The 12,737-nt window shown below is 64.9% G+C and carries 11 protein-coding genes; 5 read left to right on the top strand and 6 right to left on the bottom strand.

Annotated features, from left to right (window positions below):
• Window positions 1–9 precede the first annotated feature (9 nt).
• The 6 genes from K289_RS45015 to K289_RS0125255 all read right to left on the bottom strand — a co-directional run bounded on the left by K289_RS45015 (window position 10) and on the right by K289_RS0125255 (window position 6,793).
• The gene (locus K289_RS45015; protein WP_035685683.1) at window positions 10–1,170 is read right to left on the bottom strand and encodes an alpha-hydroxy acid oxidase; all 1,161 of its coding nucleotides are present in this window, start codon (window positions 1,168–1,170) and stop codon (window positions 10–12) included.
• A 1-nt stretch (window position 1,171) separates the two neighbouring features.
• Window positions 1,172–2,104, bottom strand: coding sequence for a dihydrodipicolinate synthase family protein (locus tag K289_RS0125275; RefSeq protein ID WP_027554105.1), 933 nt, complete (start codon window positions 2,102–2,104; stop codon window positions 1,172–1,174).
• Window positions 2,105–2,186: 82 nt separating this feature from the next.
• Entirely contained in the window at window positions 2,187–3,101 is a 915-nt protein-coding gene (locus K289_RS0125270; protein ID WP_371260850.1) for a ribokinase, read from the bottom strand.
• 195 nt (window positions 3,102–3,296) lie between these two features.
• On the bottom strand, window positions 3,297–4,655 hold the full coding sequence (locus K289_RS0125265; RefSeq protein ID WP_027554103.1) for an ABC transporter substrate-binding protein: 1,359 nt from the start codon (window positions 4,653–4,655) through the stop codon (window positions 3,297–3,299).
• A 203-nt stretch (window positions 4,656–4,858) separates the two neighbouring features.
• A complete protein-coding gene (locus K289_RS0125260) occupies window positions 4,859–5,914 on the bottom strand; it encodes a LacI family DNA-binding transcriptional regulator (protein ID WP_035685680.1) in 1,056 nt (351 codons plus the stop codon).
• An 81-nt stretch (window positions 5,915–5,995) separates the two neighbouring features.
• Window positions 5,996–6,793 (bottom strand): IclR family transcriptional regulator, encoded by a 798-nt coding sequence (locus K289_RS0125255; protein ID WP_027554101.1) that lies wholly within the window; start codon window positions 6,791–6,793, stop codon window positions 5,996–5,998.
• Between the two features lie 211 nt (window positions 6,794–7,004).
• On the opposite strand from K289_RS0125255, the gene K289_RS0125250 reads away from it, so the two are divergent.
• Genes K289_RS0125250 through K289_RS0125230 form a run of 5 tightly spaced genes read left to right on the top strand, consistent with a single transcriptional unit; the run spans window position 7,005 to window position 12,691 of the window.
• Window positions 7,005–7,910: a dihydrodipicolinate synthase family protein gene (locus K289_RS0125250; protein WP_027554100.1), complete on the top strand. Its 906-nt coding sequence runs from the start codon at window positions 7,005–7,007 to the stop codon at window positions 7,908–7,910.
• Window positions 7,910–9,343, top strand: a complete 1,434-nt coding sequence (locus K289_RS0125245; protein ID WP_027554099.1) for an FAD-binding oxidoreductase — start codon at window positions 7,910–7,912, stop codon at window positions 9,341–9,343. Before K289_RS0125250 ends, K289_RS0125245 begins: the two co-directional genes overlap by 1 nt.
• A gap of 34 nt (window positions 9,344–9,377) precedes the next feature.
• Window positions 9,378–10,490, top strand: a complete 1,113-nt coding sequence (locus K289_RS0125240; protein WP_027554098.1) for a four-carbon acid sugar kinase family protein — start codon at window positions 9,378–9,380, stop codon at window positions 10,488–10,490.
• On the top strand, window positions 10,487–11,521 hold the full coding sequence (pdxA, locus tag K289_RS0125235) for a 4-hydroxythreonine-4-phosphate dehydrogenase PdxA (protein ID WP_027554097.1): 1,035 nt from the start codon (window positions 10,487–10,489) through the stop codon (window positions 11,519–11,521). The genes K289_RS0125240 and pdxA overlap by 4 nt, the downstream gene beginning before the upstream one ends.
• 39 nt (window positions 11,522–11,560) lie before the next feature.
• Complete coding sequence (locus K289_RS0125230; protein WP_027554096.1) at window positions 11,561–12,691, top strand: iron-containing alcohol dehydrogenase; 1,131 nt, start codon at window positions 11,561–11,563, stop codon at window positions 12,689–12,691.
• Window positions 12,692–12,737 lie beyond the last annotated feature (46 nt).

Genomic DNA, 12,737 nt, shown 5'->3' with positions numbered 1-12,737 from the left:
CGGTCAGTATCACCCAGATACGTCGCCTCGAATACGCAACAGTTCGTCGCGACGCCTTGCCATGTCGCGCAGGTGACATAGGCCCATCTGCGCCATCTGGAGGTCCAATTCCGTGGCAATCAGCTCGATCACACGTGCGACCCCGCGCTCGCCGTCCGCGGCAAGACCATAGGCGTAGGCGCGGCCAAGCAGCACTCCGCGCGCGCCGAGCGCAAGGGCCTTCAGAACATCGGACCCGCGCCTGATACCGCCGTCCAACAGCACCTCGATATCAGACCCGACCGCGTCGGCGATGCGAGGCAGCGCCGCAATCGTGGACGACGCGCAATCGAGTTGGCGTCCGCCGTGATTGGAGACGACAATGGCATCCGCACCGACGCGGACGGCCTCGGACGCATCGATCGCATTCAGGATTCCCTTCAGTACGAGCTTTCGCGGCCAAAGCTTCCGAATCCACGCGATGCTCTCCCAGGTCATTGAGGCATCGATATGCGCCGCCAGCCGCGCGGCTTGTTCGAGCGCGTTGCTGCCATACTCCGGCAGGCCGGCCAGATTGCCGATCTCAGGGATTCCACGGCGCAGAATCCGCGCGCACCACATCGGCTTGCGCGCCAAGGCGAGAGCGAGACGCGGCGTGACCTTCGTCAGACTTCGGAATCCGTTGCGCACGTCCTTTTCGCGCAAGCCGCCCACGGGCGTATCGACGGTCACGCACAGCGCCTCGACGTCAGCAGCAATCGCAGTTTCGATCATCCGCCGGGCAAGCTCGCGCTCCCTGAGCACATAGAGCTGGAACCAGAGCGTGCCGCGAGTTGCAGCCCGCAGCTCCTCGAGGGACGTGATCGCGAAGCTCGACAGGCAGTAGGGGATGCCGGCCGCGTGGGCAGCCCGTGCAGCCTTGATCTCGCCGCGTTCGGAGAAAAGGCCGGAGAAGCCGACCGGGCCAAGCGCGATCGGCAGCGCCCGGCGCCGGCCGAGATAATCGACCTGCAGATCGCGGCGCGAGACGTCAATGAGCACGCGCTGCTGCAGCTCGATGCGCCGGAAGTCCGCGACGTTGCGACGTGCCGTCTCCTCACTGAAGGCCGCACCGTCGATATATTCGAAGAATACTTTTGGCAGCCGTCGCGCGGCCATCGCCCTCACATCATCGAGATTTGCAACGGCCATATCAGCGCGCGGCTGCAATTCTTGCGCGGAAGTCTGCCTGCCCCTGCATGATCTTGTCGATGAGCGCGTCCAGTGCCCAGAACCGCTCACGAATATCGAAGTCCACGGCCCGGCTCCGGATGCATGAAAACGTGCCGAGCCTCTGATGATACAGCTTTGCCAGCTTGGGATATCCCATCGGCTCAGCCATCGCGGCGAGCGCGAGGTAGACCGAGAGATCGTCCGCCAGGGCCGGATGCTCGGAGCTGTGCGTCAGCAGCCACTTGTAGAGATCGGGGTGAAAATTCGTGAACACCCCAGTGAAACCGGCAGATCCGCACCTCATGGCGTCAAAGGCAATCGCTGCATTGGCGTTGACGATGGCGAGGGAGGAATTCTTGGTCAGCGCCACGCGGCGTTTCACGGTCGCAAGGTCGCACGACACATCCTTGAGGATCGCAAAGCGCCCACTCTCGGCGCAGAACGCCAGTTCTTCATCGGTCAGGAGCCGGCGGAAGGGCGCCGGGCATTCGTAAAGTCCGAGCGGAAGATCGGCGGGCAGCGCATCGAGCAAGCTGCGCAGATTGTCCATGAATACTGTGCCGCCCTGCCCCTTGGGATCGAATCTGTTCGTCACCAGGACCAATCCGTCGACGCCGGTTGCGGCAATGGAGGTCAGCTCGGTCGATTGATCGTCACGCGATTCACTGACGTGGCCGGAGGCTATGACCGGCACCCTGCCTGCCGCTTTTCGGACAACGAAACGAGCCAGCTCGATACGCTCTTCGAGGCTCAGGAATTGCATCTCGCTCGACTGAGCCACGGCGAACAGCGCATCGGCGCCATTTGCAATGTACCATTCGATGAGGTTTTCAAGTCCCGAATAGTCGATTGCATCCGCTTCGGTGAACGGCGTCAGCATCACCGGAATGATGCCCTGGATGGTTGCAGTCACGAGCTAGCTCCAAATAGGTTGAAATCGGTGAAATCGAAAAGCCTCTCACGGAAAGACAAATGCGCAACTCCGCCGGCGCCGCTCACGACAGAGCCTCGGCGGTCGGCATGCCTTTTTGCGCGCCGTGCTCCAGGCATGCCAGGGAGGCGCCGCGACAGGCGCGCGCGAGCACCTCGCTCCAGTCGCGGCCCTCGTCGAGCCCTGCCGCCAGAATGCCGACGAACGTGTCGCCCGCGCCTGTCGTATCAACGGGTCGTATCCGGTCCGCCGCGACCGCCTGGCGCGCACCGTCCGGATGGAAGGCGCACGCGCCTCGCGCTCCCGCCGTCACGATGCAGGTCACGCCGCCGGTGGATGCGAGAAAGGCCGTGGCCTCCTCAAAGCTGTCACCGGCCCACCCCAATCGCGCTGCCGCGGCGCAGGCCTCGTGCTCGTTCACGACAAGAACGCTTGTCGCGTCAAGCAGCGCGCGCAGCTCCGCCGCGCCCAGGCGGTCCGGCACTGGCGCGAGATTCCAGATCACGCGGCCCCCTTTTGCGCGGACGCGTTGCGCAACGGTAAGCGAAGCCGCAAACGGGACCTCCATTTGAAGGACGAGCGTCGTCGCCGCGGAAAACTCGGCCGCAGGGATCGCGTCGGCTGAGAGAGATGCGTTGGCTCCACTCGCAACCGTGATGGCGTTCTCGCCAGCAGCGCTGACAGTGATGAAGGCACACCCGGTCGGCTCCGCACCTACTCTGACGCGATCGACCATGACCCCGTTTGCCGCAAGGTTGTCCATGCACAGCCCGCCGAACGCATCCTCTCCGATCCGGCCGACCATGACCACCCGTCCCGCCGATGACACGCGCGCGGCGGCGACCGCCTGGTTCGCGCCCTTGCCGCCGCAGATCGTTGCATAGCCAGATGCCAGCACGGTCTCGCCGGGTCTCGGAATCGTGTCGACGCGCGCGACGAGGTCGACGTTGATCGAGCCGAAGACGGTGATCAGAGACATGGACTCACGATCTCCACGGTTCGTCATTCCGGGTGCGCCCGGTTGGGCGCGAGGCCGGCATTCATTGAGGAAAGGATCTTGTGGCTGGATGGATTCCGGGTTCGATGTTCCGGGCCACGCGTAGCGTGGTCCCGTCGCATCGCCCCGGAATGACGGCGGAGATGAAGGTCAGAGCCTTCTGCCCGCCCCACCCGGTCAGTTGCGGGCCACTTCCTTGATGCGCGCGATCATGTCGTCGACGGCCTTTTCGACCGGCACCTTGTTGGTGACGATGGCGTTCACGGCCTTCATCCAGACGTTCTCGTTGTTGAGGGTGGTGAACTTGTAGTTCTTGCTCATCTCGTAGCTGCCGACGCCAGCGAAAAACTGGTCGCGCACGGCGCGGCGATGAACGTCGCCATCCCAGAAGGCGGACTTCTGCGCCGCGGTCTTGACCGGGAACCAGCGGCCGAGCGCGCCTTCGACATAGGGCTGCAGGTTCTCATCGCGCAGCAGGAACGAGACGAACTCCTTGGCCCGCTCCTTGTTCTTGGCCTGCTCGAAGATCAGGCCGACCACCACGGAGGCGCGGGTGTGGACCGGCGTGCCATCCGGCTTGTTGGGCCAGACAATAGTGCGGATGCGGTCGTAATAGTTCTTCTTCGCCTCATCGCGCTGCTCGGCGGTGAGCGTCTCGTTGCTGGCGTCGTCCAGCCATTTGCCGGGGAGCGAGACCGTCGAATTGTGCGTCATGATCGTCGTCTTGTTGTGGAAGGCGACGTTGTTGTCGGGATCCTTCCAGCTCGTCGCCGATTGCGGCGTGCAGCCCTTCGCGGCGATCTCGACATAGTCCTTCATGGCGGCAACGAGACCCGCCTTCACCTTGGGATCGTCGACCAGGAGCTTGCCGTTGTCGTCAACGAGCACGACGTTGTAGGCATCCATGAACACCAGGAACGAGATGAAGCTGTCGGTGGCGTCGACGCCCATGGGATGGCCGATGCCGTAGATGCGCTTGCCGGACGCCTTGCGCACGGCCGGCTGCGCCTTGTCGCACCAGAACGACCAGAAGCCCTTCCAGTCCTTCGGGATGTCGGTCTCCTTGAGACCTCCCTCTTCGAGCATGTCCTTCCAATAGTGCAGATGCAGCGTCGCCTGCTTCAACGGAAAGGCGTAGTAGGCCTTCGCCTTGGTCTTGTCGTTGTACAGCATGACCGTTTCGAGCGCCTGCGGGGAGAACTCGCCCTTGATCGGCGCGAGGACCGGGCCGAGGTCGACCAGCTTGCCTTCGGAGGCCCACTTGCCGGCGCCCTGAAAATGATAGGTGTCCGCATAGCTGACGTCGGGCGGACCACCGGCATCGAGCGCCGCTACCAGCTTCGGCATCATGTCCTGCGTCGCGTATTGCGACAGCTCGACCTTGACCCCGGTCTTGGCCTCGAACTTCTTGATGACGTCGAGCAGCGCGTCTTCCTCGGCCTTGTAGTAGCCCTTGTTCCACCAGACGACGAGCTTCTCCTCAGCGGCTGCGGGGCTCGCCGTCCCCATCACGGGCAAGAGTAGCGAAACCGCCATCGAACAGTTTCTGACCCACTGAAAAAGGCTATTCCGCATTGTTGTTTCCTCTCTGTCCCATCCCGGCGATGGGACCGCCGGTTGCTTCCATGGCTTTCAAAGCCGACGCATGTAAGCGCTTACATTCGGACTGTCAAGCGACCCTCGTCCGGAGAATTTGCGCGGTTATCGAAGAGATGGCGCTGGCCGTTGCCGTTCGCGGTTCAGCGGCCCCGCGCCTCGCCGGCACTCTCCCGGATCTTCAGAACAGGCATGATTTCCTGGGATTGCGCCTGCCCTTGCGTGCCCGCGATCACAGCGAGGAGCTCGTTGGCCGCCAGCACGCCGATCTGCTGGTTGTCGACCTTCATTGTCGTGAGCGTGGGAGAGAAACGCGATGAAATCGCGAGATCGTCGAAGCCGGTAATTGAAAAATCCCTGGGCGCTTCAAGGCCGCATTCCTTCGCGGCCATCAATGCGCCGAGCGCCAGATTATCGTTGCCACAGACAATTGCAGTCGGCCGGGCGTCGTCCGCCTGCGCCATCAATCTTGCAAAGCTTGCCGCCCCGAATTCCAGCGTCGAAGGGCCCATCATCAAATCCTGCGCGGCAATCTCCAGACTCTCGGCCGCGAGCGCTTCGCGTACGCCGCGAAGCCTTTCCCTCACGCGATCATTGTTGGTGTCGGGCTGAAAAATAGCGGCAAACCGACGATGGCCCAAGGACAGCAGGTGGCCCGTCATTCGATTGAAGGCGGCACGATTGTCGAAGCCGATGCACGGGTGCGGCGACAGCTTGTTGTAGGAATATGTCACGACGTAGGGAATGCCCCTCGAGCTGAGCGCGTCGAAGAGCTCGGGGGGATGATTCTCACCGACCACGGCGAGCGCTTCCACGCCCCGCGCCAGCATTGCATCGGCCTGCCGCAAGCCCTCGTTCGGATCGTAGTTCGAGCAGCCCAGGAACAGCGTGAAGCCCCGTGCACTGAAGACGGTTTGCATGCCGCTGATCTGGTGGGCAAAGATCTCGTTGTCGAGCGTCGGTATGATGGCGCCGGCAATATGTGTCCTGCGCGAGGCCAGCGCCCGTCCGGCAGCATTCGGAATCCAGTTCAGGGCGCGCGCTGCTTCCTTGACCCGCTGCTTGACCTCTTCAGAGACCTTGTCGGGCTCGTTGAAGGCACGCGATACGGTCGCGGTCGAGACGTTGGCCTTGCGGGCGACCTCCTCAAGCTTGACGCGGCCGCTGCCTCCGCGCGCTCTCTTTGAACCAGCCACCATCCCGGTCACGTCGGTCGCATGCTTGTCTCATCAATGCTTCGCCATGGTATTGATGACCACGGCAGTCCTCAACGAAAATCTCTAACCGCTCTTCAGGGCCGTCTCGCTCAGCACGCGCGCGATCTTCAGCACTTCGGGCAGACCAGTCCTTTCGAACGACTTGATGTCCATGCGATTGGCATCGACGGTCAGGCTGATGCCCGCGACCACCGACCGGCCCTTGTCGAACACCGGCGCGGCGATGGTCCGCAAACCGTAGGCGTTCTCGCCGTCCGACACCGCAAAACCCTGCTTGCGGACTTGCTCCAGCCGCGCGAGCAGCGGCTTGAGCCCCGTCACGGTCCGCTCGGACAGCTTGATCCGTTCGCTTGCCTCGAGCCGCTCGACCTGCTCCTCCTTCGGCAGCCCGGCCAGCATCACATGCCCCAATGCCGAAGCGTAGGCCTTGATCCGGCTGCCCGGCCGGCGATCGATCTTGTGCCGGTCGAGGCCTGCGGTCACGCGTGCAAGATAGACGACGTCGCTGCCGTCGAGCACGCCGAGGGAAGCGGCATCGCCGAAGGCAGGCACCAGCTCGCGCAGCAGCGGCTCGGCCTGCCCGCGCAGATTGCCGGCGGAGAGCGCCGTGTAGCCGAGATCGAGGCAAGCCAGGCTCAGCCGGTAGCGGCGCGTCTCTTCGATCGCATGGAGATAGCCGAGCTTGACCAGCGTCTGCACCAGGCGGAACGTCGTGCCGCGATCCATGCCGGCGCGCGATGCAATCTCGGTGATGGTGAGCTCGAACTCCTCGGGCGTGAAGCTCTTGAGGACCGCAAAGGCCTTGCCGACCGAATTGACGAAGTTCTTGGGATTGTCGGCCGGAGCCGCGGACTTGGCCAATTCTGCAAACTCGCGTTGTTCGGGCGGAGCGCTGAAGCCAGGCGCCGCGCTCCCGCCGCGGCGGGCATTGGTAGCAGACGCAACGATTCCTGAGAAACGGAATTCTCCCCCTCGCTTGACGCAAGGGCGCAATCGCCCTACAAACCATGAAATCAACAACAAATGTTCGCATTCCGATCAATAGACGGAAGCGGCTCATTGGAGGAGCCTCGTGGAGCTTCAGCCCAAAGGCGTATTCTGCGCGGCGCTGACGCCGCTCAATGCGGATCTGACCCCGGACCTCGGCGCTTTCGCCGGTCATTGCCGCTATCTGCTCGACCAAGGGTGCGACGGCATCGCGTTGCTCGGCACCACCGGCGAGGCGAATTCGTTCTCCGGCGCAGAACGGCGGGCGCTGCTCGAAAGCGCCATCAAGAGCGGCGTCGCGCCCTCGCAACTGCTGCCGGGGACCGGCGTCACGGCGCTGACAGAGACCATCGAACTGACCCGACACGCCTTGTCGCTCGGGGTCACCACCGTCGTGATGCTGCCGCCCTTCTACTACAAGGACATTTCCGACGACGGCGTCTACGCCTCCTACAGCGAGATCGTGCAGCGCATCGCCGATCCGCGGCTCAAGGTCGTGCTCTATCACATTCCGCAGATGTCCCATCAGCCGATCTCGCACGCCGTGATCGCGCGCCTGCGCGCGCAGTATCCGGCGGTGTTCGTCGGCATCAAGGACTCCTCCGGTGACTTCGCCAACATGACGGCGATGATCGAGAAGTTCCCGGGTCTTGCGGTCCTCGCGGGTGCCGATCCGCTGCTGCTGCCGCTACTCAAGAAGGGTGGCGCAGGCTGCATTACCGCCACCTCGAACCTGGTCGCGCGCGACCTCGCCTACGTGTTCCGTCATTTCAACGACGGCGATGCAACACTCGAAGCCGCGCAAAACCGCATCATCAAGGCGCGCGAGCGTGCATCGCTGTTCCCGCAAATCGCATCACTCAAGGTGCTCCTTGGCCATCAGACCGGCCGAGACGGATGGCGCCGGGTGCGGCCGCCGCTACTGCCTCTGCCGCAGGAGAATATCGACAAGCTGCTCGCGACCGGTCCCGCGCTCAAGGAAACCGCCTGATGGATATGGCCGATGATCGCTTGCTGGATGATCTCGCAGCGGTGGTCGGCGACCGTCACGTCATCGCGCCCGGCCACGACCAGGACTCCTATCTCGTCGACTGGCGCGGCCGCTATCGTGGCAAGGCCCGCGCCGTGGTCAAGCCCGGCTCGACGCAGGAAGTCGCCGGTGTCGTGAAACTTTGCGCCGAGCGCGGCGTCGCCATCGTCCCGCAGGGCGGCAACACCGGCATGTGCGGCGCCGCGACGCCGGATTCCGGCCCGCGAAACATCGTGATCAGGCTCGACCGGATGCGCCGCATCCGCAACGTCAGCCCGCTCGCCAATTCCATCACGGTCGAGGCCGGCTGCATTCTTGCGGAGATCCAGGCCGCAGCGGCCGCGACCGACCGCTACTTTCCCTTGAGCCTTGGTGCGGAAGGCAGTTGCCAGATCGGTGGTAACATCTCGACCAATGCCGGCGGCACCGCGGTGCTGCGCTATGGCCCGACCCGCGAGCTGGTGCTCGGGCTCGAGACCGTGCTGCCCGACGGCCGCGTCTTCAACGGCCTGCGCGCGCTGCGCAAGGACAATACCGGATACGACCTCAAGCAGCTCTTCATCGGCGCGGAAGGCACCCTCGGCATCATCACCGCAGCCGTGCTGAAACTGTTCGCGCCGCGGCGCAGCTCGGCGCTGGCGCTTTTGAAGTTGCAGGACGTCGAACAGGCGTTGCAGGTGATGCAGCGCCTGCGGGGCACCGTCGGTGACCGGCTCGGCAGCCTCGAGATCATGTCGCGCAGCCAGATCGAGGTGATCGCCGAGACCGTGCCTGACGTCGCGATCCCGTTCGCGCTCGACACGCCCTGGTATCTCATCATCGAACTCACGGACGCGCTTGCCGGCGTCAACCTGCAAGCGCCGCTGGAGGCTGTTCTGGCGCAGGCTTTCGAGGATGGCTTGGTCCAGGATGCCATCGTGGCGTCGAGCGAGGCGCAGGCCAAGGCGATCTGGGCCGTGCGCCACAGCGTCTCCGAGGGCAATAAGCGCAGCGGCTATGTGGTGTCGCACGACAGCGCCGTTCCGCTGGAACGGCAGGCCGCGTTTGCCACCAATGTCGAGCGGCGGATCATGGCGGCGGTGCCGCACGCCCGCGTCGTCATGCACGGCCATATCGGCGACGGCAACATCCACATCGTCGCGATCCTCGATCGCGCCCGCTCCGAGGACACTGACGAGACCGCGGCGCTGGTGCGCGAGATCAACGAGATCGTCGACGACGAGACCGCCGCGCAAGGCGGTGCGATCAGCGCCGAGCACGGCATCGGCATCACCAATCGCGGCCGGCTCGCGCGGGTGACCGATCCCCTCGAGATCAAGCTGATGAAAGAGATCAAGACCCTGCTCGATCCCGCTGGCATCATGAACCCTGGCAAGATATTCGCGGACGGTTAGACTACAGATGTCGGAACCGCTCATGTCGTCCAACATGACATCCTTACGCCTCCTTGCCGACGATCTCACCGGCGCGCTGGATACGGCCGCCGAGTTCGTCGGCCTGTGCGGGCCGTTCGATGTGGTTTGGGACGCGGCGGTGCCGAGCGAGGCGACCTCGTGCCTTGCGATCGACAGCGGAACCCGCGAGCGCAGCCCTGCCGACAGCGTCGCCGTCGTCGAGGGGCTCGCGCCCCTGCTCGGCGGCGCCGGGATCGCCTACAAGAAGGTCGATAGCCTGTTGCGCGGCGCATGGGTGGCCGAGCTCGCCGCAACCTTGCGCGCTGGACGCTGGAAAGCCTGCATCGTTGCGCCCGCCTTCGCCTACCAGGGGCGACGAACCCGCAACGGCCAGCAATACGCACTGGAACAGGACGGCCGCTGGTCGCCCGTCGGCGACACGCTGCTGGCGCAGCTTGCGGCGCACGGCTTGGAGGCTCGCACCGGACGGCTGGATATGCCGCTGACGGAAGGCATCCATGTCTTCGACGCCGAGAGCGACGCCGATCTCGAGCGTGTGGTCGGGATCGGCCGGCAGGCGCCCTTCCCGATCCTCTGGTGCGGCAGCGGCGGCCTTGCCGGCGCGCTCACGCGCGGCCATTCCGCCATCGCCCCGCAGATACTGCGCACGCCGGTGCTGGGATTGTTCGGCTCGGATCAGGCCGCGACCGCGGCGCAGCTCGAAGCCTGCGCTCCCGCCGTCGTGACGCTGCAGGACCAGGACGCCGGAAATGCCGGCATCGTCCGCCGCAAGCTGACGCATGACCGTGTCGCCATGGTGCGGTTCGACCTTGCGCAGGGTCTCTCCCGCGGCGAAGCGGCGCAGCGGATCGCGCGCGAGCTCACCTCGCTGACCTCAGCGCTCGACCCACCCGGCACGCTGATCGTGGCGGGTGGCGAGACCTTGAAGGCAGCCTGCCTTGCGCTCGGCGCCAACGCGCTCAGGATCACCGGACGCATCGTGCCCGGTCTTCCCCGCTCGGTGCTTCAAGGCGGACGCTGGGACGGCGTCGAGGTGATATCGAAATCAGGCGCCTTCGGCGCACAAGACCTCTGGCGCCATCTGCTCCAGGAAAATCATCTGCTCATCGAGAGACACGCCTCATGACCGCCGCTCGCCATCTCGCCATCACCATGGGCGATCCCGCCGGGATCGGACCGGAAATCATCATCAAGGCCTGCCAGCGCTTGCGCGCGCGCATCGATGCCGGCGACCTGCGCCTCATCGTTATCGGCAGCGGCGGCGCGCTGAAGAATGCGGCCGCGCATCTGCACGCTGGCATCGACATTCCCGAGGTCCGTGCCGATGACGCGGCCTGGCCCAATCTCTGCTTCCTCCAGGCCGATGCCGAGGGCGAGCCGATCCGCCCCGGCGTGCTGTCGGCGGATGGCGGCCGTTTTGCATTCAAGGCGGTCGAGCACGGCGTGCGGTTTGCGCAGGCCGGGCGCATCGGCGGTATCGTTACGGCGCCGCTGAACAAGGAAGCGCTCAACAAGGCCGGCTATCACTATCCCGGTCACACCGAGATGCTGGCCGAGCTGACCGGCGTGAAGGGCTCGGTGATGATGCTGGCCCACGGCAACATGCGCGTCAGCCATGTCTCCACCCACGTCGCGTTGCAGGACGTACCGAAGCGGCTGACGCCGGAGCGCTTACGCTACGTCATCGATCTCACCGACAAGGCGCTGCGCGGCCTTGGCCTGAAGCAGCCGAAGATCGCCGTCGCCGCGCTCAATCCGCACGCCGGCGAAGGCGGGCTGTTCGGCCGGCAGGACATCGACGTCTCCGAGCCGACCATCGCGAAGGCCAACGCCGACGGGCTCAACGTGCTCGGGCCCGTTCCCGGCGACACCGTCTTCGTCAAGCTGCGCGCCGGCCAGTATGATGCCGTGATCGCGATGTATCACGACCAGGGCCACATCCCGGTCAAGCTGCTCGGCTTCGAGGTGGATCCCGCCACGGGCCGCTGGCAGGAATTGTCCGGCGTCAACATCACGCTCGGCCTGCCGATCATCCGCACCTCCGTCGATCACGGCACCGCCTTCGATATTGCCGGCAAGGGCATCGCCAACGAGCGCAGCCTGATCGAGGCCATCGAATATGCCGAGCGGCTTGCCGCCGGCGCTGCGCAGGCGTGATCGCACCAAGCCACCACCACACCTTCGAAACGAGACACCATGACCACCCTTGCCGCCCCCATCGAACTCATCCAGCCCGAGATCGTCGCGTTCGGCTCTGGAACAATCGCGCGCGTGGCGCAGTTCGCGCGTGAGAAGGGCGCCAAGCGTCCGCTGGTCGTCGCTGACGCCTTCAACGCAGCGCGTGTCGACCTGCTCGGCCTGCCCGGAGATGTCGTCGTATTCGGTGAAGTCAAGCCGGAGCCGGACATTCCGAATCTGGAGAAGGCGCTGGCGGTCGCGAAGACGGCCAACCCCGATCTCGTGGTCGGTTTCGGCGGCGGCAGTGCCATGGACCTTGCCAAACTCGTCGCCGTGCTCGGAGGCGGCCGGCAGAAGCTCCACGACGTCGTCGGCCCCGACAAGGTCGCTTCCCGCGAAGTGTTGCTGGTGCAGGTGCCGACCACGTCGGGCACCGGCAGCGAAGGCGGCATCCGTGCCCTCGTCACCGACCCCGCCACCGAGAACAAGCTTGCGGTGCAAAGCCGCTTCATGCTTGCCGATCTCGCGGTGGTCGATCCGGACCTCACCATGACCGTCCCGCCGCAGGTCACCGCGGCGACCGGCGTCGATGCGCTTGCCCATTGCGTCGAGGCGTTCACCAGCCGCAAGGCGCATCCCGCCATCGATCTCTATGCCATCGAAGGCATCCGCCTCGTCGGCCGCTATCTCCGCCGCGCCGTCGCGGACGGCTCGGATCGCGAGGCGCGCGCCGGTCTGTCGCTGGCCTCGCTCTATGGCGGCTTCTGCCTCGGTCCGGTGAACACCACTGCCGGACACGCCGTCGCCTACCCGCTCGGGACGCGCCACCACATCGCCCATGGCCTCGCCTGCGCGCTGATCTTTCCGCATACCCTTGCCTTCAACATGCCGGCGGTGCGCGACAAGACGCGCGAGGTGCTGAAGGCGCTCGGGCTGGAGGCAACCGACAATCCGCGCGCAGCGTTTGACGCCACCTACCGCTATTGCGCGGACCTCGGCGTCGAGATGCGGCTCTCCGCGCTCGGCGTGCCACGCGAGGGTCTTGCGACGATGGCAAACGAAGCGCACGCCATTCGCCGCCTGCTCGACAACAATCCGCGCGATCTCGGCAAGGACGAAATCCTTGCCATGTACGAAGCCGCGTTCTGAACGGCGGCGCGTACGAGCTTTCCAACTATCAAGACAAGGGAGAGAC

Source organism: Bradyrhizobium sp. Cp5.3, from assembly GCF_000426265.1.
Lineage (GTDB): Bacteria > Pseudomonadota > Alphaproteobacteria > Rhizobiales > Xanthobacteraceae > Bradyrhizobium > Bradyrhizobium neotropicale.
Note: the sequence above shows the minus strand (reverse complement) of the source record. Positions and strands in the feature narration are given on the sequence as shown.

Bases quoted from the DNA above. Each gene is read 5' to 3' on its own strand.
- K289_RS45015 (WP_035685683.1), bottom strand. From the start codon at position 1,170: ATGGCCGTTGCAAATCTCGATGATGTGAGGGCGATGGCCGCGCGACGG.
- K289_RS0125270 (WP_371260850.1), bottom strand. From the start codon at position 3,101: ATGTCTCTGATCACCGTCTTCGGCTCGATCAACGTCGACCTCGTCGCG.
- K289_RS0125265 (WP_027554103.1), bottom strand. From the start codon at position 4,655: ATGGCGGTTTCGCTACTCTTGCCCGTGATGGGGACGGCGAGCCCCGCA.
- K289_RS0125260 (WP_035685680.1), bottom strand. From the start codon at position 5,914: ATGGTGGCTGGTTCAAAGAGAGCGCGCGGAGGCAGCGGCCGCGTCAAG.
- K289_RS0125245 (WP_027554099.1), top strand. From the start codon at position 7,910: ATGGATATGGCCGATGATCGCTTGCTGGATGATCTCGCAGCGGTGGTC.
- K289_RS0125240 (WP_027554098.1), top strand. From the start codon at position 9,378: ATGACATCCTTACGCCTCCTTGCCGACGATCTCACCGGCGCGCTGGAT.
- pdxA (WP_027554097.1), top strand. From the start codon at position 10,487: ATGACCGCCGCTCGCCATCTCGCCATCACCATGGGCGATCCCGCCGGG.
- K289_RS0125230 (WP_027554096.1), top strand. From the start codon at position 11,561: ATGACCACCCTTGCCGCCCCCATCGAACTCATCCAGCCCGAGATCGTC.